25 protein-coding genes are annotated in these 25,589 nt (G+C 69.1%); 16 read left to right on the plus strand and 9 right to left on the minus strand.

All coding sequences use genetic code 11. The features are described from left to right. Positions 1-244: 244 nt before the first annotated feature. On the plus strand, positions 245-2,485 hold the full coding sequence (ybiO, locus tag NFU04_RS09710) for a mechanosensitive channel protein (RefSeq protein WP_251309270.1): 2,241 nt from the start codon (positions 245-247) through the stop codon (positions 2,483-2,485). A gap of 81 nt (positions 2,486-2,566) precedes the next feature. Here ybiO and NFU04_RS09715 read toward each other — a convergent pair whose 3' ends face one another. From NFU04_RS09715 to hemC, 5 genes are all read right to left on the minus strand, one after another. After that, the gene (locus tag NFU04_RS09715) at positions 2,567-3,949 is read right to left on the minus strand and encodes an NCS2 family permease (RefSeq protein ID WP_459382081.1); all 1,383 of its coding nucleotides are present in this window, start codon (positions 3,947-3,949) and stop codon (positions 2,567-2,569) included. Between the two features lie 213 nt (positions 3,950-4,162). Then, the gene (locus NFU04_RS09720) at positions 4,163-5,386 is read right to left on the minus strand and encodes a heme biosynthesis HemY N-terminal domain-containing protein (protein WP_251309241.1); all 1,224 of its coding nucleotides are present in this window, start codon (positions 5,384-5,386) and stop codon (positions 4,163-4,165) included. Beyond that, positions 5,383-6,792 carry a uroporphyrinogen-III C-methyltransferase gene (locus NFU04_RS09725; protein ID WP_251309242.1) on the minus strand — a complete coding sequence of 470 codons (1,410 nt, stop codon included), beginning with the start codon at positions 6,790-6,792 and terminating at the stop codon, positions 5,383-5,385. The genes NFU04_RS09720 and NFU04_RS09725 overlap by 4 nt, the downstream gene beginning before the upstream one ends. 6 nt (positions 6,793-6,798) lie before the next feature. Next, on the minus strand, positions 6,799-7,593 hold the full coding sequence (locus NFU04_RS09730) for a uroporphyrinogen-III synthase (RefSeq protein WP_251309243.1): 795 nt from the start codon (positions 7,591-7,593) through the stop codon (positions 6,799-6,801). Next, positions 7,593-8,534 carry a hydroxymethylbilane synthase gene (gene hemC, locus NFU04_RS09735; protein ID WP_285835136.1) on the minus strand — a complete coding sequence of 314 codons (942 nt, stop codon included), beginning with the start codon at positions 8,532-8,534 and terminating at the stop codon, positions 7,593-7,595. The genes NFU04_RS09730 and hemC overlap by 1 nt, the downstream gene beginning before the upstream one ends. A 375-nt stretch (positions 8,535-8,909) precedes the next feature. Between hemC and argH the strand changes: the two genes are divergently transcribed. Genes argH through NFU04_RS09770 form a run of 7 tightly spaced genes read left to right on the plus strand, consistent with a single transcriptional unit; the run spans position 8,910 to position 14,942 of the window. Continuing rightward, entirely contained in the window at positions 8,910-10,304 is a 1,395-nt protein-coding gene (gene argH, locus NFU04_RS09740) for an argininosuccinate lyase (protein ID WP_251309244.1), read from the plus strand. Next, entirely contained in the window at positions 10,304-10,429 is a 126-nt protein-coding gene (gene lptM, locus NFU04_RS09745) for an LPS translocon maturation chaperone LptM (RefSeq protein WP_146801741.1), read from the plus strand. The genes argH and lptM overlap by 1 nt, the downstream gene beginning before the upstream one ends. Before the next feature lies 1 nt (position 10,430). After that, positions 10,431-11,702: a diaminopimelate decarboxylase gene (gene lysA, locus NFU04_RS09750; RefSeq protein WP_251309245.1), complete on the plus strand. Its 1,272-nt coding sequence runs from the start codon at positions 10,431-10,433 to the stop codon at positions 11,700-11,702. Then, positions 11,702-12,535: a diaminopimelate epimerase gene (gene dapF / locus NFU04_RS09755; protein WP_251309246.1), complete on the plus strand. Its 834-nt coding sequence runs from the start codon at positions 11,702-11,704 to the stop codon at positions 12,533-12,535. The genes lysA and dapF overlap by 1 nt, the downstream gene beginning before the upstream one ends. Positions 12,536-12,563: 28 nt before the next feature. Then, positions 12,564-13,292: a DUF484 family protein gene (locus NFU04_RS09760; RefSeq protein WP_251309247.1), complete on the plus strand. Its 729-nt coding sequence runs from the start codon at positions 12,564-12,566 to the stop codon at positions 13,290-13,292. Continuing rightward, on the plus strand, positions 13,279-14,199 hold the full coding sequence (locus NFU04_RS09765; protein ID WP_251309248.1) for a tyrosine recombinase XerC: 921 nt from the start codon (positions 13,279-13,281) through the stop codon (positions 14,197-14,199). The genes NFU04_RS09760 and NFU04_RS09765 overlap by 14 nt, the downstream gene beginning before the upstream one ends. After that, positions 14,196-14,942: an HAD family hydrolase gene (locus tag NFU04_RS09770; RefSeq protein WP_251309249.1), complete on the plus strand. Its 747-nt coding sequence runs from the start codon at positions 14,196-14,198 to the stop codon at positions 14,940-14,942. Before NFU04_RS09765 ends, NFU04_RS09770 begins: the two co-directional genes overlap by 4 nt. A 6-nt stretch (positions 14,943-14,948) precedes the next feature. Here NFU04_RS09770 and yihA read toward each other — a convergent pair whose 3' ends face one another. Then, entirely contained in the window at positions 14,949-15,557 is a 609-nt protein-coding gene (gene yihA, locus NFU04_RS09775) for a ribosome biogenesis GTP-binding protein YihA/YsxC (protein ID WP_251309250.1), read from the minus strand. Positions 15,558-15,835: 278 nt separating this feature from the next. Here yihA and NFU04_RS09780 point away from each other — a divergent pair, with 278 nt between their 5' ends. The 5 genes from NFU04_RS09780 to NFU04_RS09800 all read left to right on the plus strand — a co-directional run bounded on the left by NFU04_RS09780 (position 15,836) and on the right by NFU04_RS09800 (position 20,141). After that, positions 15,836-16,450: a c-type cytochrome gene (locus tag NFU04_RS09780; RefSeq protein WP_251309251.1), complete on the plus strand. Its 615-nt coding sequence runs from the start codon at positions 15,836-15,838 to the stop codon at positions 16,448-16,450. A gap of 161 nt (positions 16,451-16,611) precedes the next feature. Further along, a complete protein-coding gene (locus NFU04_RS09785; RefSeq protein WP_251309252.1) occupies positions 16,612-17,268 on the plus strand; it encodes a thiol:disulfide interchange protein DsbA/DsbL in 657 nt (218 codons plus the stop codon). Between the two features lie 4 nt (positions 17,269-17,272). Next, positions 17,273-18,094 (plus strand): endonuclease/exonuclease/phosphatase family protein, encoded by an 822-nt coding sequence (locus NFU04_RS09790; RefSeq protein WP_251309253.1) that lies wholly within the window; start codon positions 17,273-17,275, stop codon positions 18,092-18,094. 83 nt (positions 18,095-18,177) lie between these two features. Next, a complete protein-coding gene (locus tag NFU04_RS09795) occupies positions 18,178-18,738 on the plus strand; it encodes a TRAP transporter small permease subunit (RefSeq protein WP_146801731.1) in 561 nt (186 codons plus the stop codon). Continuing rightward, on the plus strand, positions 18,738-20,141 hold the full coding sequence (locus tag NFU04_RS09800; RefSeq protein ID WP_251309254.1) for a TRAP transporter large permease: 1,404 nt from the start codon (positions 18,738-18,740) through the stop codon (positions 20,139-20,141). The genes NFU04_RS09795 and NFU04_RS09800 overlap by 1 nt, the downstream gene beginning before the upstream one ends. Positions 20,142-20,153: 12 nt before the next feature. Here NFU04_RS09800 and NFU04_RS09805 read toward each other — a convergent pair whose 3' ends face one another. Beyond that, positions 20,154-20,591 (minus strand): YqaA family protein, encoded by a 438-nt coding sequence (locus NFU04_RS09805; RefSeq protein ID WP_251309255.1) that lies wholly within the window; start codon positions 20,589-20,591, stop codon positions 20,154-20,156. A 331-nt stretch (positions 20,592-20,922) separates the two neighbouring features. Between NFU04_RS09805 and thiD the strand changes: the two genes are divergently transcribed. The 3 genes from thiD to dtd all read left to right on the plus strand — a co-directional run bounded on the left by thiD (position 20,923) and on the right by dtd (position 23,295). Further along, positions 20,923-21,735, plus strand: coding sequence for a bifunctional hydroxymethylpyrimidine kinase/phosphomethylpyrimidine kinase (gene thiD / locus NFU04_RS09810; protein ID WP_285835137.1), 813 nt, complete (start codon positions 20,923-20,925; stop codon positions 21,733-21,735). Between the two features lie 71 nt (positions 21,736-21,806). After that, on the plus strand, positions 21,807-22,652 hold the full coding sequence (locus NFU04_RS09815) for a universal stress protein (protein WP_251309256.1): 846 nt from the start codon (positions 21,807-21,809) through the stop codon (positions 22,650-22,652). A 205-nt stretch (positions 22,653-22,857) separates the two neighbouring features. Beyond that, entirely contained in the window at positions 22,858-23,295 is a 438-nt protein-coding gene (dtd, locus tag NFU04_RS09820) for a D-aminoacyl-tRNA deacylase (RefSeq protein ID WP_251309257.1), read from the plus strand. A gap of 12 nt (positions 23,296-23,307) precedes the next feature. Here the strand turns inward: dtd and bamE are convergent, their stop codons facing one another. Together bamE and NFU04_RS09830 are read right to left on the minus strand one after the other, a co-directional pair. After that, on the minus strand, positions 23,308-23,565 hold the full coding sequence (bamE, locus tag NFU04_RS09825; protein ID WP_251309258.1) for an outer membrane protein assembly factor BamE domain-containing protein: 258 nt from the start codon (positions 23,563-23,565) through the stop codon (positions 23,308-23,310). A 21-nt stretch (positions 23,566-23,586) separates the two neighbouring features. Further along, positions 23,587-25,533 carry an ABC-F family ATP-binding cassette domain-containing protein gene (locus tag NFU04_RS09830; RefSeq protein ID WP_251309259.1) on the minus strand — a complete coding sequence of 649 codons (1,947 nt, stop codon included), beginning with the start codon at positions 25,531-25,533 and terminating at the stop codon, positions 23,587-23,589. Positions 25,534-25,589 lie beyond the last annotated feature (56 nt).

Raw genomic sequence — 25,589 nt, forward strand, 5'->3', positions numbered from 1 at the left:
GCCACCCGCGAAGGGGTGGCGAAGGGTACCGCTCGCTTGCCAAAGGGTCGACATTGCCATCGAGTATAGCCACTCCGAGAACGTCATCCGACCGCGACCGGCTTGTGCCTTGCGACATGGCACGCCAAGATGATCGAACGCTCGTCCCGACGAGCCCTATCGTACCCATTCGCGCTTATCAATGGAGGCAAGCGTGCCGAACCCATGCCGAATTGGCCTGCTGGCCTGGCTGTTGGTCGCGCTGATGACCCTCGGCCTGCCGGCCCTGGCCCAACAAGAGCCCACGACGCCCTACGCCACCCTGGCCGACCTGCTGGAAAACGAGCAGAGCCGCGGCGAACTGATCACCCGGCTACGCCAGTTGGCCGAAGAAGGAAACCCCGAGGCGGTCGCCGCCGAGGCACCCTCCACGGCCGCCGAGCCGACCCTGGCTCGGCGCCTTGCGGAGAGCACCAGCCGGATCGCCGGCGATCTGGGTAGCCAGTTCGGCCAGGTCGCCGACACCCTGGACGACCTGGTCACCGGCCAGGCCGAGACGCCCATCGATATGCCGGCGGTACTCGCGGCCAGCCTCAATCTGGTGCTGGTGATCCTCGCCACCCTGGTGCTGTTCTTCGCCTTCCGTCGGCTGGCCCGGAGTGCCTTTACCCGCCTCAGCCAGTGGTCCCTGGCGGACGGCGGGCCGCCCCCGGTAGTGCGCCTACTGGTCGCCGTGGCCATCGCCGCGACCCTCGACGTGCTGGTGGTAGCGCTGGCCTACCTGGGCGGCAACCTGATCGCCACCTTCCTGGTCGGCGAGCCCGGTGAGCTCTCCACCCGGGCCTCGCTGTTCCTCAACGCCTTCCTGGTGATCGAGCTGATCAAGGCGGCCCTGCGCACGCTCTTTGCCTCCCGTTACGAAGGGCTGCGCCTGGTGCCCATTTCCGCCGCCGAGGCCTCCTACTGGAACCGCTGGATCGCCCGGTTGATCGGCCTGGCCGGCTACGGCCTGCTGGTCGTCGTGCCCCTGATCAATGTCTATCTGGCCCCGGCCCTGGGGCAGGCCGTCGGCACCCTGATCATGCTGGGAGCCTTTATCTATGCGGTGACGGTGGTGCTCAAGAACCGCCTCAAGCTGCGCCAGGGCATCGAGTCGGCGGCAAAGGAGTCCAACTTCACCGCCACGCGGATCTCCCTGAACCTCTTCGCCCGCACCTGGCATATCGTCGCCATCCTCTACTTCCTGGTGGTACTGACGCTGACCCTGCTGCGCCCCGAGGATGCCCTGCCCTTCGTGCTGATCGCCACCCTCAAGACCCTGGTCATCGTCGGCCTGGGCATGCTGCTCTCCAGCCTGTTGACTCAGACCATCGGTCGCCATATCAGCCTCTCGGAGGAGCTGCGCCACAAGCTGCCGCTGCTGGAAACCCGCCTCAATGCCTATGTGCCCAATGCCCTACGGGTGATCCGGGGGGTGATCCTGGTGGCGGTCGTGCTGCTGATTCTGAATGCCTGGGGCGCCTTCGATCTGGCCGCCTGGTACGCCTCCGAGGCGGGGAGCGCCCTGGTGGGGCGGCTGTTCAGCGTGGCCTTGATCCTGGTGGTGGCCGCCGGCCTCTGGTTGACCCTGGCCAGCCTGATCGAGCACCGCCTCAACCCGGAGACCGGCAGCGGCGAGCCCTCGGCCCGCGCCAAGACCCTGCTGACCCTGTTCCGCAATGCCCTGGCTATCGCCATGCTCACTCTCACCCTGATGATCGTCCTGGCCGAGATCGGCATCAATATCGGCCCGCTGATCGCCGGTGCGGGGGTGCTCGGCCTGGCCATCGGCTTCGGTGCCCAGAAGCTGGTACAGGACATCATCACCGGTATCTTTATCCAGGTGGAAAACGCCATGAACACCGGCGACGTGGTCACGGTAGGCGGCATCACCGGCACCGCCGAGCGCCTGAGCATTCGCTCGGTGGGCATCCGCGACCTCAACGGCACCTACCACCTGATTCCCTTCTCCAGCGTGGATACCGTGTCGAACTATATGCGCGAGTTCGGTTATCACGTCGGCGAGTACGGCATCGCCTACCGGGAAAGCATCGACGAGGCGATCATCGCCCTGCAGGAGGCCTTCGACGAGCTGGCCGCCAGCGAGGAACACCGCATGAATATCCTCGCCCCGCTGGAGGTCGCCGGCGTTATTGCCCTGGCCGACAGCTCGGTGAATATTCGCGTGCGCATCAAGGCGGTGCCGGGCATGCAGTGGGCCGTGGGTCGCGCCTATAACCGCCTGGTCAAACTGCACTTCGATGCCAAGGGCATCGAGATCCCCTTCCCGCACACCACCCTCTATTTCGGGGTGGGCAAGGAAGGCGAGGCCCCGCCGGCCAACCTGCGGCTGATGAAGCAGCCCTTCGATAGCGACGGTCGTCCCACCGACCAGGCCTCTGACGGCCCTGACTCGCAGTGCGAGGAGGACCCTCGCGCCAAGCCCAACTCCACGGAGCATGACTAGCGCGGCGAATCACGCCACTTGAAACGCACGGGGGCGGCTCTTGGGAGCCGCCCCCGTGCGTTTACGGATGCCCAGGCGTCGTTAGTGGGTAGTCACCAGCATCAGCACGCTAAGCGCCGCCGAGACCCACATGGCCGGCTTGATCTCCTCCAGGCGACCGGTGGCCAGCTTAATCAGCACGAAGCTGAGGAAGCCAAAGGCTATCCCTAGGGTGATCGAGTAGGTCAACGGCATCAGGATGATCGCCAGGAAGGCGGGGAAGGCCTGATCGTAACGGGTCCAGTCGATCTTGGTGATCGGCGCCAGCATGAACAGCCCCACCAGTACCAGGGCCGGCGCGGTGGCGATGCTCGGCACCAGGGAGAGCAGCGGCGACAGGAACAGGAAGGGCAGGAACAGCAGGGCGATGGTCACCGCCACCAGCCCGGTGCGACCGCCCTGGGCGACGCCGGCGCCGGACTCGATAAAGGTCTGGGCGGCGCTGGTGCCCAGCGGCGCGGCGATCATCGAGGCGAAGGCATCCACCGTCATGGAGCGCTTGAGGTTGCGCGGATTGCCATCCTTGTCCTTGAGGTTGGCGGACTCCGACAGCGCCATGAAGCAGGAGAGCGCATCGAAGAAGTTGGTGAACAGCATCACGAAGATAAAGGGCAGGTAGGCCACCTCGAGGGCGCCGATGATATCCACCTGCATTACCGCGCCGAAGTCCGGCCAGGCGGCCAGGCCGGCCCACTCGACGATCACTTCTTCGCCCCACAGCCGCCCCATGGGCAGGGACATCAGGGTGGTGATGGCGATACCCAGGATCAGGGCGCCCCCGGCGCGCAGGATCACCAGGATGGCGGTGGCCATCAGCCCCAGGAAGAAGGTGATCAGCATGGGGTCCATGCTGCCCAGGGAGACCAGGGTCGCCGGATTGGCGACGATAAAGCCGGCGTTCTTGAAGCCGATAAAGGTGATGAAGAGGCCGATGCCGCAGGTGATGGCATAGCGCAGCGAGGCGGGAATCGCCTCGATGATCGCCTTGCGCACATTGAATACCGCCAGCAGGGCGAACAGCACCCCGGACCAGAAGACACAACCCAGGGCCACCTCCCAGGAGAGGCCCGCCCCCAGCACCAGGGTATAGGTGAACAGCGCGTTCATGCCCATGCCCGGGGCTACCAGGATGGGATTGCGGGCATAGAGGCCCATCGCCAGGCTGCTCAGGAAGCTGATCAGCACGGTGGCGGTCAGGGCCGCCGAGAAGGGAATGCCGGCATCGGAGAGGATCGCCGGGTTGACCACGATGATATACATGGACGCCAGGAAGGTGGCGATGCCGGCGAGGATCTCGGTGCGCAGGCTGGAGCCACGCCGAGTCACGCCGAAGTAGGTATCCAGCCAGGGGGCCGAGGCGGTGGCCGTCGGCGCTCCCTCGTTGGCCGCCTCGTCACGGACGGTGGAGCTCTGAGTCATTGTCATGGCCTCTTTGTTCTTGGGATGGCAGAGGGATTGACCATTCGGTCAACATGGTCAGCCTAGCCAGTGTTGACCGGACGGACAAGTCATCATCCTGATAGGGCCTATTTGCCATCCGCATAGTGCGTCCCGCCGCCGCCGCTCCGGGCGGAGAGCGCGCAGAAAAAAGGGCGCCCGCAGGCGCCCAGGAGAGCAAAGCGAATGGATGAATAATCGTCAGTCGTCCCGGTCGCTGGGCTGGGGCAGCGCCGGCAGCGACTTGTCGAGCAGCTCGACGCTCTGACGGTAGTACAGTTGACTCTTGTTGTGCTCGCCCAGGTTGGCATAGAGCCGGGCCAGCTCGGCGCAGACCACGCCGCTGGGGCGCTGACGCTGGCTGGCCTCGAAATACTCCTGGGCCTTGCCCCAGTAGGCATTGCGCAGCGACAACCGCCCTAGGGTCAGCAGCAGGTCCGGATCATTGGGACGCTCCTGCAGCCACTTCTCGGCATACACCAGTTGGCGGGCCGGATCGACGCTGAGCAGGCCGTAGCGCAACACCAGGCGCGGGTCCCAGCACACCTTGAGGGAGTGGCGCAGCAGGCGCTCGGCGATGCCCTCCTGCTTGCCGCGCACCAGGGCCTCGGCATAGAGCACCACCAGCTCCACATCGCCACGCAGGCCGTCGGGCATATCCGCCCAGAGGTTGCGCACCCGCTCCACGTCCTCGGGGTGACGCGCGGCCTGGCTCAGCAGCTCGCGGTAGGCGCGCTTCTCCAGCTCGTGGCGCTCCTCCTCGGCGATCAGCTGCTGGGCCGACAGGCGCGGCATCAGGCGGCGCAGGCCGTCCCAGTCGCTGACGCTGAGGTAGGCCTGCTTGAGCTGCTTGAGCACCTGCGGGTGGTCCGGCAGCTGCTTGTCGAGGCGAGTCAGGGTGGCCAGGGCCTCCTCGTACTGCTGGCGGTCCAGCATCAGCTGGGCCTGCATCATGCCCACGGCGGTATCGGCCCCCTCGGTGCTCAGGTGCGCCCGCTTGAGCAGGGTGTCGGCCTGCTCGTAGCGCCCCTGATAGTGGGCCGCCAGGGCCGCGGAGAGGTAGTTGACCAGGGGCGTACTGGAGTCATCGGCGGCCTTGACCAGCGACTTCTCGGCCCGCTTCCAGCGCCCCTCGGCCAGGGCCACCAGGCCACGCACGGTGCGCTTCATGGCGGTGCGATTGCGGGAGCGACTATTCCACAGCTTGAGGCGGCTGACCGGGCGCCGCAGCCGCGCCAGGACCCGCAGCGCGAAGTGCAGCACCAGGAACCCCACCAGCAGCAGCACCAGGCCGAACCAGAAGGAGGTCTGTACCGAGGTGTCGCCGACGCGGATCAGCCAGTAGCCCGGGAAGGACTGCATCAACTGGCCGAAGAGGGCGCCGACGGCCAGGCCGACGACGACAAGCAGGATCAGCTTTCTCATGACTCATCCGCCTCCTCGGCACCGCCGAAGCGGCTGTCGATAAAACGGTTCAGGGCCTGCTGGGAAGCGCTGATATCGGGCAGTTCGGGGCGCACCGCCTGCTCGCGAAGCTCCGCCAGGCGCGTCAGGGAGGCCTGCACCGCCTCGCGGTCGGTAGCGTAGTAGTCCTCCACCAGGGCGATGGCCTCGTCGAGGCTGGCCCGATAGAGGGTCGCCTCCTCCTTGAGCAGGGCCAACTGGGCCTGTTCGATCAGCAGCCGCACGTTCTGGCGCAGGTAGGCCTCCTGGTCGGGGGCGATCAGCGCCTCCAGGGCCTCGTCATGCTGGCGTACCGTGACCAGGGAGCGCAGCTCGCCGGCGAAGCGCCCCAGCTGCTCGCGCCAGCCGCCGCTGGGCGCCTCGCCATTGCCGATCTCCAGCGCCAGCGCCTCCACGTCCTGGGAGAGCGGCAGGGTCGCCAACTGCTCCTGCTGGGCGTTCAGGGCCAGGTAGAGGCCGGTACGGTCGACCCGCGGCACCGCGTCCAGGGCGGCCAGCTCGGCGGCCAGGGCGCGGCGTACCGGCAGCAGGGCCGGGTTGTCGGCCTCGCGCAGCCGCGCATCGGCGGTGCGCAGCAGGGCCGCGGCCCCTTCCGGGTCGCGCTCCAGCTGCACCCGCTGATTGGCCAGGCGCAGCAGGTAGGCGGCCTCGGCATGCAGCCACTCCCGCTCGTCGGCGCTCTGCTGCTGGGCCAGCTCCGCCAGCACCCGATCCAGGGCCTCGTTCACCTCGCCGCGGTAGGTCTCGAACTCGCCTTCCAGGCTCGTCACCTCGCCGGTCAGGGCGGCACGCCGCTCCTCGGCCTGCTCGCTCAGCCGCGCCTCCAGGTCGCCCAGGGAGCGCAGCTCGGCCAGTTCCGCCTCGGCGCCGGCCAGGCGCTCGCGCTGAGCCTCCAGGGTCTGCCAACCCATCCAGCCCAGCACCAGCCCTATCAGGGCCAGCACCACCACCAACACCAGGGCGATCGGGCCGGCCTTGCCCCCGGCGCGCTGGGAGGCACCGGGCGGCGTGCCGCCCTGTCCGCCACCGGATGCCTTGCCGGAAGCCGCCTTGCCGGAAGCCGTCTTTCCGCCGGCACTGGCCTTGTCGGCGCCGGTCTTGGTCGCTGCCGGCTTGTCGGGCGTCGCCGCGCCGGCGGTCGAGGAGTCGGTGCGGCTATCCGTCGCCGCCTCGCTTGCCTTGGCGGCCTGCCCCTGGGTAGCGCCGCCGGTGCGGGAGGGATTTCCCTGGCCGCCGCGTCGGCGTCGCCCGCTGCCGCGTCCCTTGCCTGACTCTGCCTGGCTGGCCTCGCTCGCCTGTTCGGCGGCATCTTGGGAGGCGGCGCCGGGCGCCTGTCGTTCGTCCTGATCTTGTGGTTGCTTGCTCATCTATCGCTAGCCCTTGTCGAGATCGTCATGATCGGGTTCGGCGCCATCCAGGTTGCAGGCCCCGGCCACGGCGGCCGCCAGGGCGGCCGGGGTGGCTCCCGTAGCCGTATGAAGCTTGGTGAACCCCAGGCTACCGGCCAGTGTAGCCAGGCGGGGGCTCGATACGATTAGCGGTTGGTTCAACGCCGCTTCGCCACACCAGGGGGCGAGGTGCTCGAGCAGCTCGCCACTGGTAATCACCAGGGCCCGGTAGTCGCCCCGGGCCAGCCAGTCCGCCGCCTCGGGCGCGGGCGGCAGGCACCGTCGTCGATAGAGTGCCAGACGCGTGACCCGGGCGCCACGGGCAGCCAGGGTCTCGGCCAGCAGCGGCCGCCCCCCCTCGCCGGCCACCAGCAGCACCTTCTGTTCATCGAGCCGGCGTAGCCCGGCCAGGGTCAGCAGCGCCTCGCTGGTATCGCCCTGGCCCGGCGGCGGCACCCGCACCCGCACCCCCAGCAACCGATGCAGGCGCTCGGCGGTCGCGCCGCCCACCGCATAAAAGCGTGGCCCCAGCGGCAGCTGGGGCCAGTAATGATCGAGGGCCTCGGCCAGGCGGTCGGCGGCGAAGGGGCTGACCACGACGACATGCTGGAACTCATCGAAGTCGAGCCAGGCGCTGCGCTGCGCCTGAGTTTCCGGCAGCGCCTCCAGGCGCATCACCTCCAGGGCGACGCCCGCCACGCCCAGACCGTCCAGGGCCGCCAGCAAGGGCCGCGCGCGCTCCCCGGGTCGGGTAATCAGTACCCGCGATACCCGGCTCATCAGGCGTCGCCGTAGACCTCGGCGAGGATCTCGCCGGCGCCCTGGGCGAGCAGATCCTCGGCGACCCGAATGCCCAGGGTCTCCGGTTCGAAGGCGGATCCCCGACCCTCGGCGCGCAGCACCCGGGTACCGTCGGGGCTGCCCACCAGGGCCCGCAGCCAGAGGGTACGGCCGTCGTCCTCGAGGACCGCATGGCCGCCGATGGGCACCTGGCACCCGCCCTCCAGGCGGGTGTTCATGGCCCGCTCGGCGCGCACCCGGGTGGCGGTCTCCGGATCATCCAGGGGCGCCAGCAGCGCGACCAGGTCGGCGTCATGGGTGCGGCACTCGATGCCCAGGGCTCCCTGGCCGCAGGCCGGCAGGCACACCTCGGGGGGCAGTTCCATGGTGATGCGCTCGCCCAGGCCCAGGCGACGCAGCCCGGAGGTGGCGAGGATGATGGCATCGAAGTCGCCGGCGTCGAGCTTGCCCAGCCGGGTCTGGACGTTGCCCCGCAGGTTGAGGATCTCCAGGTCCGGGCGCGCCTCTTTCATCTGCAGGCCGCGGCGCAGGCTGGAGGTGCCGATGCGCGCCCCCTCGGGCAGCTCGTCGAGGCTGGCATACCGGTTGGAGACGAAGGCATCGGTGGGCTCGGCGCCTTCGAGGATCACCGACAGCCCCAGCCCTTCGGGAAAGTGCATGGGCACGTCCTTCATGGAGTGCACGGCGATATCGGCCCGCCCGTCCAGCATCGCCTCCTCCAGCTCCTTGACGAAGAGCCCCTTGCCGCCGACCTTGGCCAGGGGCGCATCGAGGATCTGGTCGCCGCGGGTGGACATGGCCACCAGCTCCACCTCGAGGCCGGGGTGAATCGCCTGGAGGCGGTCGCGGACATGCTCGGCCTGCCACAGGGCCAGCAGGCTCTTGCGGGTGGCGATGCGCAGGGTAGTGATGGCGGACACGTGGTTCTCCCGTCGCGGGGCCCGCACCTTGGCGGGCATTCCCATGAATCGTTGGCGCGGGACCGAGCCCCGCTTTTATTACTCCATCATAAAGCAGTCGCCAGATAAGGAAAAATGGCCCTGGCGTCGCGCTTATGGCTCTTGCCACAGCCTTGGCCTAGGGAGCGCTGGGGGCAGGCCGAAGCAAAGCGTCTTTTTCAGGGATGAAAAAGTCGAGCGTCCAGGGATGGATTCACAGCGTCTTTGCGTAGCGCCTCCCCCAGACCAGCCCCTAGCCTCAATCTCGCCGTGCCCATGCTGGCATGGCCTGCCCCGTCGACTCTGGTACACTGCCAGGCATTACCTTGTCAGCCAACTTGCAGGATTTCTCCTCCGATGACGAAGTCGACCAACCAGTCCTGGGGCGGCCGTTTCAGCGAGCCCACCGATGCCTTCGTCGAACGCTTCACCGCCTCGGTGGACTTCGACCAACGCCTGGCCCACCACGATATCCAGGGCTCCATCGCCCACGCCACCATGCTGGCCCGGGTCGGGGTGCTGACCGATGCCGAGCGCGATGCCATCGTCGCCGGCCTGGGCGAGATCGACGACGAGATCCGCCGCGGCGAGTTCCCCTGGTCGGTGAAGCTCGAAGACGTGCACATGAACATCGAGGCGCGGCTCACCGACAAGATCGGCATCACCGGCAAGAAGCTGCATACCGGGCGTTCCCGTAACGACCAGGTGGCCACCGATATCCGCCTCTTCCTGCGCGACGAGATCGATCTCGTCGGCGCCGAGCTGGCGCGCCTGCGCGAGGGCCTGATCGAACTGGCCGACCGCGAGGCCGAGACCATCATGCCCGGCTTCACCCACCTGCAGACCGCCCAGCCGGTGACCTTCGGTCACCACCTGCTGGCCTGGCAGGAGATGCTGGCCCGAGATCACGAGCGCCTGCTCGACTGCCGCAAGCGGGTCAACGTCATGCCCCTGGGCGCGGCGGCGCTGGCCGGCACCACCTACCCCATCGACCGCCACGTCACCGCCGAGCTGCTGGGCTTCGAGCGCCCGGCGGAGAACAGCCTGGACGCGGTCAGCGATCGCGACTTCGCCATCGAGTTCACCGGCTTCGCCAGCCTGCTCCTGATGCATATGTCGCGGATGAGCGAGGAGCTGGTGCTGTGGACCAGCGCCCAGTTCGACTTCATCGACCTGCCCGACCGCTTCTGCACCGGCTCCTCGATCATGCCGCAGAAGAAGAACCCGGACGTGCCGGAGCTGGTGCGCGGCAAGTCGGGCCGGGTCTATGGCCACCTGATGGGCCTGCTGACCCTGATGAAGTCCCAGCCGCTGGCCTACAACAAGGACAACCAGGAGGACAAGGAGCCGCTGTTCGACACCCTGGACACCGTCAAGGACTGCCTCAAGGCCTTCGCCGACATGGTGCCGGCCATCGAGGCCAAGGCCGACAGCATGCGCGAGGCGGCCCGCAAGGGCTTCTCCACCGCCACCGACCTGGCGGACTATCTGGTGCGCAAGGGCGTGGCCTTCCGCGACGCCCACGAGATCGTCGGCGAATCGGTGGCCTTCGGCATCCGCGAAGCCAAGGACCTCTCCGAGATGACCCTCGACGAGCTGCGCCAGTTCTCCGAGGTGATCGAGGCGGATGTCTTCGAGGTGCTGACCCTGGAAGGCTCGGTGGCGGCCCGCAACCATATCGGTGGCACCGCCCCCGATCAGGTCCGCGCCGCCGCCCAGCGGGCCCGCGACGCCCTGAAGGCGCTGCGCTGATGGCCCGGCTGACCCTGGGGCTCCTGGTGTTGATGCTGCTGGCCGGCTGCGGCCAGAAGGGGCCCCTGTATTTGCCGGAGACGACGCCCCCCGAGGCGGCGGCCCCCACCGACGACGAGGCCTAAGATGGATCATTTCGAGTACCGCGACGGTACCCTGCATGCCGAGGACGTGCCCCTGGCGGAGATCGCCGAGCGCTTCGGCACCCCCTGCTATGTCTATTCCCGCGCCACCCTGGAGCGCCACTTCCGCGCCTACACCGAGGCGCTGGGCAGCCACCCCCACCTGATCTGTTATGCGGTCAAGGCCAACGCCAATCTGGCCGTGCTGGGCCTGCTGGCGCGCCTCGGCGCCGGCTTCGATATTGTCTCGGTGGGCGAGCTGGAGCGGGTGCTGGCCGCCGGCGGCGACCCGGCCAAGGTGGTCTTCTCCGGGGTCGCCAAGCAGGAGGCGGAGATGGCCCGCGCCCTGGAGGCGGGCATCAAGTGCTTCAACGTCGAGTCGCGCCCGGAACTGGAGCGCCTCGACGCCGTGGCCGGGCGCCTCGGCAAGGTGGCGCCGGTCTCGCTGCGGGTCAATCCCGATGTGGACGCCGGCACCCACCCCTATATCTCCACCGGCCTCAAGGACAACAAGTTCGGTATCCCGGTGGACGAGGCCCTGGGCGTCTACGAGCTCGCCGCGCGCCTGCCGAATATCCGCGTCAGCGGCCTGGACTGCCATATCGGTTCCCAGCTCACCGAGCTGGCGCCCTTCCTCGACGCCCTGGACCGCCTGCTGCTGCTGCTCGAGCGGCTGCGCGAGGCGGGCATCGAGATCGAGCACCTGGATCTCGGCGGCGGCCTCGGCGTGCCCTACCAGGACGAGCGCCCGCCGGCGCCCTTCGACTACGCCCGCGCCCTGCTCGAGCGCCTGGCCGCCTGGCCCGGCGGCGAGCGCCTGACCCTGCTGTTCGAGCCGGGGCGTTCCATCGCCGCCAATGCCGGGGTGCTGCTGACCCGGGTCGAGTACCTCAAGCCCGGCGAGACCAAGAACTTCGCCATCGTCGACGCCGGCATGAACGACCTGATCCGTCCCTCCCTCTACCAGGCCTGGCAGCGCATCCTGCCGGTGGATACCCGAGCACCCCGGGAGAGTGCCACCTATGACGTGGTGGGCCCGGTCTGCGAGACCGGCGACTTCCTCGGCAAGGATCGCGACCTGGCCATCGCCGAAGGCGACCTGCTGGCGGTGCGCTCCGCCGGGGCCTACGGTTTCGTGATGGCCTCCACCTACAACAGCCGCCCGCGCCCCGCCGAGGTGATGGTGGATGGCGACCAGGCCCACCTGGTGCGCCGCCGCGAGCGCCTGGAGGCGCTGTGGGAAGGCGAGGCCCTGCTGCCGGAGGCCGCGGACTGATGCTGCTGCACTTCACCAAGATGCACGGCCTGGGTAACGACTTCATGGTGGTCGACCTGGTCACCCAGCGGGCGCGGCTGCGCGACGAGCAGGTCCGCCAGCTCGCCGATCGCCACTTCGGCATCGGCTTCGATCAGCTGCTGATCGTCGAGCCGCCCCGGGACCCGGACCTGGACTTCCGCTACCGCATCTTCAACGCCGACGGCAGCGAGGTGGAGAATTGCGGCAACGGCGCGCGCTGCTTCGCCCGCTTCGTGCGCGACCAGCGCCTGACCCACAAGCACGAGATCCGCGTCGAGACCGCCGGCGGCCCCCTGACCCTGGTGGTCCAGGAGGACGGCCGGGTCAGCGTCGACATGGGCGCGCCGCGTTTCGCCCCCGAGGCGCTGCCCTTCGAGGCCGCCCAGGACCTGCCGCGGCACGCCCTGGAGGTGGACGGCGAGTGCCTCGAGATCGGCGTGGTCTCCATGGGCAACCCCCATGCGGTGCTGCGGGTCGATGACGTGGACGGCGCCCCGGTGGCCCGGCTGGGCCCGGCCATCGAGTCCCATCCGCGCTTCCCCCGGCGGGTCAATGCCGGCTTTATGCAGGTGGTCTCGCCCCACGAGATCCGCCTGCGGGTCTACGAGCGCGGCAGCGGCGAGACCCTGGCCTGCGGCACCGGCGCCTGCGCCGCGGTAGCCAGCGGCATCCGCCAGGGGCTGCTGGAGAGCCCGGTGGAGGTACACCTGCCCGGCGGCAGCCTGACCATCGAATGGGCCGGCGACGACGCCCCCCTGATCATGACCGGCCCCGCGGAGCGGGTCTTCGAGGGCCGTGTCCCCCTGAACTGAACCGCACCGCCACGACGAGGAGCTGCCCATGACGCGTGCCCAGGCCCCCGAGCCCCGCCAGACCCTCGATCCGGATCGGGTCGCCCACTGGCTGGCCCGTCATCCCGACTTCTTCGTCGGCCGCGAGGGGCTACTGCAGCAGCTCAAGGTGCCCCACCCGGAGGGACGCGGCGCCGTCTCGCTGCTGGAGCGCCTGGTCCATGACCTGCGCGAGCGAGCCGAGGCCGCCGAATGGCGCCTGGAGCAGCTGCTCGACTCGGCCCGCCACAACGAGGGCCAGTATCGCCGCACCCGGGCCCTGGTGCTGGCGCTGCTGGAGGCCGAGGATGGCGACGCCCTGGGCCAGACCCTGGCCACCCAGCTCGCCGAGCAGTTCCAGACCAGTGCCGTGGCCCTGTGGTGCCCGGCCAGCCTCACCGACCGGGAGCCGCGCCCGCCCCAGGCGCCCCGCCAGGTGCTCGACGACACCGCCGGCCAGCGCCTGGGCGCCCTGCTCGAGGGCCGCAACAGCCGCTGTTGCCGGCTCTCCGCCACCGACTGGAAGCTGCTGCTGCCCCACGCCAAGGCGCCGAGCCAGGCCGGCTCCTGCGTGATCTCCCGGCTGACCCTGGGCGAGCCGCTGGGCTACCTGGTATTGGCCAGCCACGATACCGAGCACTTCCGCGCCAGCCTCGACACCCTCTTCACCGAGTACCTCGGCGAGGTGGTGGCGCGGCTGCTGGTGCACCACGGGAGGGCCGGGGATGCCTCCCGCTGAGGCCCTCGCCGACGCCCTCGAGGCCTTCCTCGGCGGCCTGGCACGGGAGGCGAGCCCGGCCACCCTGGCCGCCTATCGCCGCGACCTGAGCGCCTTCCTGGCCTTCGTCGAGGGGACCGGACTCGCCGACTGGGGCGAGCTCGACGCCAGCCGGGTACGGCGCTTCCTGGGCCAGGAGCGGGCCCGGGGCCTGGCGCCCCGCAGCCTGGCCCGGCGCCGCGCCGCCCTGTCGCGCTTCGCGGCTCACCTGGTGGCGACCGGCCGCCTCGATCACGACCCGGTGCGCCTCTCCCAGGCGCCCCGCCAGCCCCGCCACCTGCCCAAGCCGGTGGACGTGGACCAGCTGGCGCGTTTCCTCGATACGCCCCACGACGACTCGCCCCTGGCGCGCCGCGACCAAGCCATGCTGGAGCTCTTCTACTCCTGCGGCCTGCGCCTGGCGGAGCTGGCCGGCCTCGACCTGGACGCCCTCCAGCCGCGCCGCCTGCGGGTGCTGGGCAAGGGCGCCAAGCCCCGCCAGTTACCCGTCGGACAACGGGCCCGCCAGGCCCTGGACGCCTGGCTGGCGGTGCGCGGTCAACTGGCCGGCGAGGCTGAGCCGGCGCTCTTCGTCGGCCGGCGGGGCAGCCGCCTGGGTCACCGCGCCATCCAGCTACGCCTGGCCAAGCTGGCCCGGGAGCGCGGCCTCGCCGAGCACCTGCACCCCCACCGCCTGCGTCACTCCTTCGCCAGCCACCTGCTGGAGTCGAGCCAGGACCTGCGCGCGGTGCAGGAGCTGCTGGGCCATGCCAACCTGAGCACCACCCAGGTCTATACCCGCCTCGACTGGCAGCACCTGGCCGCCAGCTACGATGCCGCCCACCCACGCGCACGCCGCCGCCCCGAGGGCGGCCAGGATGATCCATGACGCGCCTCGACACCCTGACCTTCGATCTGGACGACACCCTGTGGGACAACGGCCCGGTGATGGAGCACGCCGAGCAGGGGCACTACCACTGGCTGGACAGCGCCCTGAGCACCTGGCTGGAGGCGCGCCTGGAGCGCCTGGGCCGCTATGGCGAGCGCTTCCCGCTGCCCGCCTATGTGCAGCACCGCGGCGAGGTGGCGCGACGCTTCCCGTTGCGCCGCGGCGACTTCACCTGGATTCGCAGCCGCAGCCTCTATGAACTGCTGGAGGCCTATGGTCTGCCTCCCCGGGAAGCGGAGATGTGGGCCACCGCGGCCATGGAGCGCTTCCTGGAACTGCGCCACCGCCTCGACCCCTACCCGGAGGTGGATGCCCTGCTGGAGGGACTGGCGAGGGAGTATCGCCTGGCCACCATCACCAACGGCAATGTCGACCTCAACCGGCTGCCCCTGGTGCGCCATTTCCCGGTGTCGATCATCGCCGGCGAGCTGCTCGCGCCCAAGCCCGATGCGCGGCCCTTCCTGGCCGCCCTGGCGCGCCTCGACAGCGCCCCCTCACGAGCCCTGCACGTGGGCGACTCCTGGCAGGAGGACGTGCTGCCGGCACGCCGCCTGGGCATGCGGGTGGCCTGGATCGACCGCCACGGCCAGGCGGCGGGGGAGGCCCTGCCGGAGGGCGTGCATCGCCTCGGCCATGTGCGCGAGCTGCCGGAATTACTGGCGCGCCTGAGGGGCCAGGCGTAACGCCCCTCAGCCTTCGGCCAGCCAGCCGTCCAGCCGCCCCCGGGCCTCTTCGACGCCCTCACGCTTGAGGGCCGAGAAGAGCTGAACGCTGACCAGGTCTTCCCACTCCTGCAGACGCCGGCGCACCTGCAGCAGGGCCGACTTGGCGGCGCCGCTCTTCAGCTTGTCGGCCTTGGTCAGCAGGATATGCACCGGCATCGACTGCTCGTCGGCCCAGCCCAGCATCATCTGGTCGAACTCGGTGAGCGGGTGGCGCACATCCATCACCAGCACCAGGCCGGCCAGGCAGGCGCGACCGCGCAGGTACTCGCCCAGGTGGCGCTGCCACTCCAGCTTGACCTTCTCCGGCACCTTGGCGAAGCCGTAGCCGGGCAGGTCCACCAGGCGCCGGCCGGTCTCCTCCCCCAGGGAGAAGAAGTTGATCAATTGGGTGCGGCCCGGGGTCTTGGAGGTCCGCGCCAGCGCCTTCTGCTGAGTCAGGGTATTGATGGCGCTGGACTTTCCGGCGTTGGAGCGCCCGGCGAAGGCCACCTCGCGCCCCTCGTCCGGCGGGCACTGGGCCAGGGTCGGCGCACTGGTGAGAAAGCGGGCGGTCTGGTAGTTAAGAGACGGCATCGATGGGATCCTGGCGAAAGTTCGGCTTAGCGGAAGCGCTGAATAAAGCGGCGAGCGGGATGGAGCACTATGCAGCGTTTCCTTGGGTGGCAGGTCGGGCAGATTCACCTCGCCCTGGCGAGTCGTTATAATGCCCTGTATTTTTCAGCGACCTGGGACACGTTAGTGTACCACCCTGCTCTCGCCGACAACGACCCGCGCCCTCGCGGCGCAGCATGGACAGCGGGCGGCGCCCAGGATACGTTCCGGTCAACAATCAATGGCATAGTGGATTAGCGATGAGAAAGTTACTGGCAAGCCTGGCCCTGACCATGGGCGCAGTGGGCGTGGCCCACGCCGACCTCCAGGGCGACCCCGCCGCGGGCCGCGAGAAGGCGCAGACCTGCGCCGCCTGTCACGGTCAGGAGGGCATCAGCATCTCGCCCGCCTTCCCCAATCTGGCGGGTCAGCAGGCCTCCTACCTGGCCAAGCAGATCATGGATATCCGCGACGGCAACCGCCTGGTGCCGCAGATGGCCGGGCAGGTGGATAACTTCAGCGATCAGGACGCCTGGGACGTGGCCGCCTTCTTCGCCCAGCAGGACGCCAACCTGGGCCAGGCCGACCCGGACGCCGAGCTGGTGGCTCGCGGCCAGGAGCTCTACCGGGCCGGCGACATCGCCAAGGGCATCCCGGCCTGTGCCGCCTGCCACAGCCCCACCGGGGTGGGCATCGGCTCCGCGGCCTACCCGGCCCTGAGCGGCCAGCATCCCGACTATGTCGTCGCCACCCTGCAGGCCTTCGCCGATGGCGAGCGGACCAACGATCCCAACGCCATCATGCGCGATATCGCCACCAAGATGAGCGATCGCGACATGGAAGCCGTGGCCAACTATGTGCTCGGCCTCCACTAAGCGAGCCCGCTAGCGCCTGATACACGGGGCGGCCATTCCAGGCCGCCCCGTGTCATTTTCTGGGAACCTCAGGCCCCGGAAGGGCTCCAAGCCTGCGGCGCGCCACGCGGCGTCCGGTGAACCCTGTTACCTTTAGCCCTAGTCCCAAGGAGATCCCCCCCATGCTCAAGCCCCTGATGGCGTCCCTGGCCCTCGTCGGCCTGGCCGGCCTGGCCGGCCTGGCCGGCCTGGCCCAGGCCCAGTCCACGCCCCTGGTAGAGGGCGAGCACTATGAGGTGCTGGCCAACCCGGTGGCGACCGTGGTGGACGCGGACCAGATCGAGGTCACCGAGGCCTTCTGGTACGGCTGCCCGCACTGCTACCGCCTGCAGTCGAGCCTTGCCGACTGGTACCCCACCCTGGACGACGACGTCGGCGTGGTGCATCTCCCCGCCACCATGGGCGGCGACTGGAACACCCATGCCGGCGTCTTCTATGCCGCCGACGACCTGGGCATCCTCGAGGAGGTCCACGCCGAGATCTTCGACGCCATTCACCAGCAGGGCGAGCGCCTGACCGACACCGACGAGGTAGCGGCCTTCTTCGCAGAGCATGGCGTCGACGAAGCCGAGGCCCGGCAGGCCCTGACCTCCTTCGGCGTGCGCTCCCAGGTCAACCAGGCCCATGCCCGCATGCGCGCCATGCGCCTGATGGGCGTCCCGGCCCTGGTCATCGATGGCCGCTACCTGGTCAGCCCCTCCAGCGCCGGCAGCCTGGAAAACATGCCGCAGATCGCCGAGGCGCTGATCGACAAGGTTCGCCAGGAACGGGGCGAGTAGGCCCATGTCCCGGGCCGAGGTCTTCCACCCGCTGCCTGAGTCGGGCCACCTGCGCCTGCTCACCTTCAACCTGCAGGTGGGGATTCACACCTCGGCCTACCACCACTACCTGACCCGCAGCTGGCAGCACCTGCTGCCCCACCCCAAGCGCCGCGGCCGCCTGGACATGGTCGGCAAGGTCCTGGGGCAATTCGATATCGTCGGCCTCCAGGAGGTCGACGGCGGCAGCTTTCGCTCCAACCATATCAATCAGGTGGAGTACCTGGCCGGCCGCGCCGGCTTTCCCCACCATTTTCAGCAGCTCAATCGCAACCTGGGGCGCTTCGCACAGCACAGCAATGGCCTCCTGTCGCGGCTGCCGCCGGCGCATATCGAGGAACACCGCCTGCCCGGCACCCTGCCCGGCCGCGGCGCCATCCACGCCCGCTTCGGCGAGGGCCCCGATGCCCTGCACCTCTTCGTCGCTCATCTGGCCCTGAGCCACCGCGGCCGTGTGCGTCAGCTCGACTACCTCAGCGAGCTGATCATGCCGCTACGCCATGTGGTGGTGATGGGCGACCTCAACTGCACGCCGGACCAGCTCCACGCCCACTCCGATTTCTGCGCGGCCCTGCCTTTGCACCCGGTCAAGCCGCTGCTCAGCTATCCCTCCTGGCAGCCTCGGCGGGCCCTGGACCATATCCTGCTATCCGATTCCCTGGTGGCCGATGAGGTGCGCGTTTTGGATCATCTCTTCTCGGATCACCTGCCGGTGGCGGTGGATATCCACCTGCCCGCGGCCTGCCAGCGGGCCCTCCACCCCCACAGGCGCACCCTCCAGTCCTGATACCTCGTCGGGGTCAGTGGATGACGAACGGCATCGAATCGGCGATGATGCCGCCTCTGCTGGACAATTGACGAGACTCTTCCATGACCACGACTCGCAACGCGACGGGCCAGGAACCGGCGCTGCTCAGGCGGATCGAGGGCGTTATCGAGACCCTCGGACGAGCCATCGCCTGGCTGACCCTGGCGATGATGCTGGTGCAGTTCGCGCTGGTGGTAATGCGCTACGCCCTGGGCATCCACAGCATGGCGATGCAGGAATCGGTGATGTATATGCACGCCGTGGTCTTTATGCTGGGGGCCGCCTACACCCTCAGGCATGACGGCCATGTGCGGGTGGATATCTTCTATCGCCGCCTCTCCGCCAAGGGCCGCGCCTGGATCGACCTGGCCGGCACCCTCTTCCTGCTGCTCCCGGTGGTGCTGTTTATCGGCCTGGGCAGCCTCGCGTACGTCGCCAGTAGCTGGGCCATCCTGGAACGCTCCTCGGACGCCAACCTGCCGGTGATCTACCTGCTCAAGTCCCTGATCCCCCTGATGAGTCTGCTGCTACTGATTCAGGGCATCGCCCTGTCGATCCGTCAGGTACTGATCCTGCGCGGGCGCCTGGCGGCCCCGGAACCCGAGCACGAGGAGGTGCTCTAGTGCTCGACTATATGCCGCTCTTTCTGTTTGCCACCATCTGCGTCGTGCTGATGCTGGGCTATCCGGTGGCCCTGTCGCTAGCCGGCACCGCCCTGGCCTTCGCCGGCCTGGGAATGGGCCTGGAGGCCCTGGGCGTGGCCCTGCACTTCGAGGCCAACTTCCTCTCCGCCATGCCCAATCGGGTCTACGGCATCATGACCAACCAGACCCTGCTGGCGGTGCCGCTCTTCGTGCTGATGGGGGTACTGCTGGAGAAATCGCGGGTCGCCGAGACGCTGCTCGACGCCATGACCCTGGCCTTCGGCAGCCTGCGCGGCGGCCTGGGCATCGCGGTGATCCTGGTCGGCATGCTGCTGGCCGCCTCCACCGGCATCGTCGGCGCCACCGTGGTCACCATGGGCCTGCTATCGCTGCCCACCATGCTCAAGCGCGGCTATTCCCCGGCGCTGGCCACCGGCACCATCTGCGCCACCGGCACCCTGGGGCAGATCATTCCGCCTTCCATCGCCCTGGTGCTGCTCGGCGACGTGCTCTCCAACGCCTATCAACAGGCGCAACTGGCCATGGGGATATGGAGCCCCAGGACGGTCTCGGTGGGCGACCTCTTCGTCGGCGCCCTGATCCCCGGGTTGATCCTGGTGCTGGCCTATATCGTCTACGTCATCCTCACCGCCTGGCTCAGGCCACGGCTGGCTCCGCCCGTCGATCGCCAGGCGCTGATGGAGGAGCTGGGGCATCGGGGCAGCGTCTGGCCACTGCTGTTCAAGGGGCTGGTGCCGCCGGTGGTGCTGATCGTCGCCGTGCTGGGCTCGATCCTCGGCGGCTTCGCCACGCCCACCGAGGCCTCGGCGGTGGGCGCCTTCGGCGCCCTGGTGCTGGCCCTGGTCAAGGGCCGGGTGAGCCTCGCCATGCTCCAGGAGGTGACCCGCACCACCACCCAGGTCACCAGCATGGTCTTCCTGATCCTGATCGGCGCCACTCTCTTCTCCCTGGTGTTCCGCGCCTACGGCGGCGAGGAACTGGTCACCGGGCTGTTCGAGGCGATGCCCGGCGGCGTGGTAGGCGCCATGCTGATCGTGATGCTGGTGATGTTCCTGCTGGGCTTTATCCTCGACTTTATCGAGATCACCTTCGTGGTGGTGCCCATCGTCGGCCCGGTACTGCTGGCCATGGGCATCGATCCCGTCTGGTTGGGGGTGATGATCGCCATCAACCTGCAGACCTCCTTCCTCACCCCGCCCTTCGGCTTCGCGCTCTTCTACCTGCGCGGGGTCACGCCGGAGAGCGTGCCTACCTCGGCCATCTACCGCGGGGTGATTCCCTTTATCCTGCTGCAGCTGAGCATGCTGCTGGCCCTGGCCGCCTTCCCCGAGCTGGCCACCTGGCTGCCCGCGCAGCTCTGATCCCGACAGGCGTCAGGCGCCGCCACACAGCGGCGCCAGCCACTGCCGGGCGAGCAGCAGTACCAGCGCATAGCGGGCCCCCTTGGCCAGGCCGATCAGCAGGATGGCCCGCCACCAGGGCAGCCGGAAGACTCCGGCCAGTACCGTCAGGGGGTCGCCGATCAGCGGAGCCCAGGAGAGCAGCAGGCTCCACTCGCCGAAGCGGTAATACCAGCGCTCGGCCCGGGCCAGCCCCGCCCGGGAGGCGGGAAACCAGCGCCGGTCCTGGAAACGCCGCGCATAGCGCCCCAGCCAGACGTTGATCAGGCTGCCCAGGGTGTTGCCGGCGGAGGCCACCGCCCAGAGCAGCGCCGCCGGTTCGCCCTGGCACCAGAGCCTGGCCAGCCATAGCTCGGAGCCACCGGGTAGCAAGGTCGCACTGACCAGGGCTACCAGGAAGAGACTCAACATGGCGAGCCCCCGGCCTCTCCTCGCAACAGGGTGGCCCCGACCAGGGCGACTACAAAGCGGCTCAGCATGGCGAGCCCCCGGCCTCTCCTCGCAACAGGGTCGCGCCGACCAGGGCTACCAGGAAGAGGCTCAACATGGCGAGCCCCCGGCCTCTCCTCGCAACAGGGTGGCCCCGACCAGGGCTACCAGGAAGAGACTCAACATGGCGAGCCCCCGGCCTCTCCTCGCAACAGGGTGGCCCCGACCAGGGCGACTACAAAGCGGCTCAGCATGGCGAGCCCCCACCGCCTTGCAGTAGGCTAGGCGGCGACATCAACGACAAGACCTCTTCATGACTCACACTCCCCCGATTCCCAAGCTGCTGACCATCGCCGGCTCCGACCCCAGCGGCGGCGCCGGCATCCAGGCCGACCTCAAGACCTTTTCGGCGCTGGGCGCCTATGGTACCAGCGTGATCACCGCCCTGACCGCCCAGAACACCCAGGGGGTGACCGGGGTCCACCCGGTGCCGGCGGACTTTATCGCCGCCCAGTTGGAGACCCTGCTCGACGATATCGCCATCGATGCCGTGAAGATCGGCATGGTCGCCAGCCGCGAGGTGGCCGAAGTGATCCGCGAGGCCCTCACCAAGCGGCGGCCGCGCTGGGTCGTGCTGGATCCGGTGATGGTGGCCAAGAGCGGCGATGTGCTGGTGGATGATGCCGGCATCCGTGCCGTGCGCGAGCTGCTGGTGCCGCTGGCCGACCTGATCACCCCCAACCTGCCGGAGGCGGCGGTGCTGCTCGACACCGTCGCCCCCGATGATGCCGATGCCATGGAGGCGCTGCTGCCGCGCCTGCAGGCCCTGGGCGCCCCCCGGGTGCTGCTCAAGGGCGGCCACCTGCGTGGCGAGCGCTGTCCCGACCTGCTGGTGGACGAACAGGGCGCCCAGTGGCTGGACGGCCCGCGCATCGCCACCGGCAACTTGCACGGCACCGGCTGCTCGCTCTCCTCGGCCATCGCCGCCTGCCTGGCTCACCGCGACGCCCCCCTGGCGGCGGTGACCGAGGCCAAGGCCTGGCTGGAGGCGGCCCTGGCCGAGAGTCACCGCCTGGGCGCGGGCCGGGGCCAGGGGCCGGTGCATCACTTCCATGCCTGGTGGTAACGCCTTGCGGGGGAGCGGGTAAGCCACCATCCTGAGGTGGGGCATCGCCATCATTGAGGGAGGGAGAGATCATGACTCGCACCCTGCTGTTCGCCTGTGACCTGTCGGCGGAGAACCGCGCCGCCTTCGGCCGCGCCATCCAACTGGCGGTGGACAGCGGAACCCGCCTCGATGCCCTGCATGTGCTCGACCCCCACCTGCCGCGCCAGGCACTCCATGACCTGGAGCAGGCGGTGGTGGCGGAGATGGAGCGCCTGCTGACCGATATCCGCGAAGACTATGCGCTGCCCGCCCCCCAGGCGCTGCTGCAGACCGTGGCCGGCGCTCCCTTCGAGGAAATCATCCGCGAGGCCCACGAGCGCCAGGCCGACCTGATCCTCCTCGGTGGGCACCGCAAGCGTGGCGAACCGGAGCTGGTGGCCGGCACCACCCTGGCGCGGGTGATCCGTGGCGCCCCCTGCCCGGTGATCTCCGCCATCCATCCGGTCACCCAGGAGTGGCGGGATATCCTGGTCCCCGTGGACTTCTCGCTGACCTGCCGCCATACCCTGCGCGAGACCCTCAAGCGCTTCCCCGAGGCGCGGCTGACCCTGCTGCACGCCTGGGATATCCCCGGCGAGCGGGAGCTGGGCTCCAGCGGCGACTTCGCCCGCTGGCGCGACGGCGAATTGGCCCGCCTGCGCGAACAGCTGGAGGGGGAGGTGGACCGCCTGATGAGCGAGGTGGACGCGGTACCGGAACTGAACCTGGTGCTGGAGCAGGGCGACCCCCTGGAAGTGCTGCTGACCCGGCTGCGCCGCCAGCCCCCGGACCTGCTGGCGCTGAGCTATCGCGGCCGACGCCGCCAGCAGAGCCGTCTGACCGCCCGGCTGCTCGCCGAACCCCACTGCGATATCATGGTCTGTCGCGCCTGGTAATCGACAGAACTCCTACGCAAGACGCGTGCCTGTACAGGGAAATTCCCTCGAGGCGCCCTGGATGATCCGCTCGCTATTCTCCTGCCGATACTGCTCGGCCTCCCCCTGGGCCCCCGGCCGCTGCGCGACGACTTCCGCGACGCCCTGCTGGGCCGCTGATGGCGGCGCATGCTACCCTCCTGCGCCGACACTCAGGAGGAGAGAGATGCGAGCCTTGATTCAGCGAGTCCGCCACGCCCGAGTCGTGGTGGCGGGTCAAGAAGTGGGCGCCATCGACCAGGGCCTGCTGGCCCTGGTGGGGGTGGAAAAGGGCGATGACCGGGCGCGTGCCGACAAGCTGCTGCACAAGCTGCTGCACTACCGGGTGTTCTCGGATGAGGCCGGCAAGATGAATCTCGACCTGCGGCAGGCGGAGGGCGGCCTGTTGCTGGTCTCCCAGTTCACCCTGGCGGCGGATACCCGCAAGGGGCTGCGCCCCAGCTTCTCCAGCGCCGCGCCCCCCGCCGAGGGCGAAGCGCTGTTCGACTACCTGGTGATCCAGGCGCGGGCCGCCTGGCCGACGGTCGCTACCGGCGAGTTCGGGGCCGATATGCAGGTGGAGCTGATCAACGACGGCCCGGTGACCTTCCTGCTGGAGAGCTGAGCCGGGGCGCTCTCACTTGAGCCCCTGATACTGGAAGGCCAGCGCCTCGCCGCCCAGGAACTGGGCATGAATGGCACGCGAGCCCGCCCCCCAGGTACACAGATCCACCATCAGGGCCCCATGGCACTCCCTCGGCGAGCCGAGGATCGCCTCCACCTGGGCCCGACTCATGCCGACCTCCAGGCGCTGGTAGTTATCCAGGGTCAGACGGGTACCGGCGCAGCCGACCAGGCCGAGCAGCACAACCAACAACGCGGGACGCAGGATCATGGGAGACCTCCTCGGGACTCGTTATTCCGCCGCCAGCAGCTCGGCTTGCATCGCCTCCAGGGCCTCTTCGGCGGCCAGCCATTCCGCCTCCAGCGCCTCGAGGCGCGACTTGAGCTCGCCCTGGCGACCCAACAGCTCGGTGAGTTCCGCCTTGCGGCTCGCCTGCGTATAGAGCTCGGCATCCGCCAGGCGTTCCTCCACCTCGCCCAGGGCGGCCTGGGTCTTCTCCATGGCCTGCTCGGCCTTGTCCCGCTGACGCTTCAGCGGGCGCAGCTTCTCGCGCAGCTCCGCCGCGGCGCGACGCGCCGCCTTGCGGTCCTCCCTGGGCACGGCGGCCTCCGCCTGGCGCTCGCCCTTCTCGGCCCGTGCCTCGCGGCGCTCACCCTCCAGGCGCGCCTTGAGCCAGGCGCGATAGTCCTCCAGATCACCATCGAAGGGCTCGAGGCGATGATCGGCCACCCGCCAGAACTCGTCCACGGTGGCACGCAGCAGGTGGCGGTCGTGGGAGACCAGGATCACCGCCCCCTCGAAACCGGCCAGGGCCTCGGTGAGGGCCTCGCGCATCTCCAGGTCCAGGTGGTTGGTGGGCTCGTCCAGCAACAGCAGGTTGGGGCGACGCCAGGCGACCAGGGCCAGCGCCAGGCGCGCCTTCTCGCCACCGGAGAAGTTGGCCACCTCGGCGAAGGCATCGTCGCCCTGGAAGCCGAAGCCGCCTAGGAAGTTGCGAATCTCCTGATCGCTGGCCCGGGGCGAGAGGCGCTGCACATGCAGGAAGGGCGAGGCGGAGAGGTCCAGCCCCTCCAACTGATGCTGGGCGAAATAGCCCACCGCCAGGTGCTCGCCCTCGATGCGCTTGCCGCCCAGCAGTGGCAGCTCGCCGGTCAGCGACTTGATCAGGGTCGACTTGCCGGCGCCGTTGGGGCCCAGCAGGCCGATACGCTGCCCCGGCTGCAGCCCAAGCTTGACCTCGTCCAGCTGCACCGTCTCGCCGGCCTCGCCACGGTAGCCCAGGCGCGCCTCGTCCAGCACCAGCAGCGGATATGAGGTCTTCTCGGCGGCGGGCAGGGTGAAGTGAAAGGGGGAGTCCACATGGGCCACGGCGATGGTTTCCATGCGCTCGAGCATCTTCAGGCGACTCTGGGCCTGTCGCGCCTTGGTGGCCTTGGCCCGGAAGCGCGCCACAAACTGCTCGATCTCCTCGCGACGGGCCTGCTGCTTGGCGGCCTCGGCCTGCTGCTGGGCGAGCTTTTCGGCGCGGCTGCGCTCGAAGGCGGTGTAGTTGCCGCGGTAGAGCACCAGGCGGCGCCGATCGAAATGCACGATATGGTCACAGACCGCGTCCAGGAAGTCGCGATCGTGGGAGATCAGCAGCAGGGTTCCCGGGTAACGGGTCAGCCACTGTTCGAGCCACAGCAGGGCATCCAGATCCAGGTGGTTGGTGGGCTCGTCCAGCAGCAGCAGGTCGGAGGGCATAAAGAGGGTGCGGGCCAGGTTGACGCGCATCCGCCAGCCCCCGGAGAAGTCCGCCAGGGGGCGCGACAGGTCGGCCTGGGCGAAGCCCAACCCAACGAGTAGCTGGGCGGCCCGGGCCGGGGCGCTGTAGCCGTCCAGGGCCTCGATCTGGCCATGCAGCTCGGCCTCCCGGTGGGCCTCCCCCGCCGCCTGGGCGGCGGCCAGGGCCGCCTCGGTATCCCGCAGGGCCCGATCGCCATCCAGCACATAGTCGACGATGGGGCGCTCCAGGGCTTCCACTTCCTGGGCCATATGGGCGATGCGCACCCCGCCGGCCAGCTCGACGTCCCCCTTGTCCGGGGCCAGCTCGCCGAGCAGGAGCTTGAACAGGCTCGACTTGCCGGCCCCGTTGGGACCCACGATACCGGCCTTGTGGCCGGCGTGCAGGGTCAGGTCGGCGTCTTCGATCAGGGGTTGAGTGCCGCGTTGCAGGGCGAGTTGGCGGAATGCGATCATGCCGGCTCCGATAACGGGAATGGCGGGGCCGTCGCCCCTCGCCACCGCCGCCCGGG

Origin of the sequence: Halomonas sp. NCCP-2165 (genome assembly GCF_023708045.1) — a bacterium.
Lineage (GTDB): Bacteria > Pseudomonadota > Gammaproteobacteria > Pseudomonadales > Halomonadaceae > Bisbaumannia > Bisbaumannia pacifica.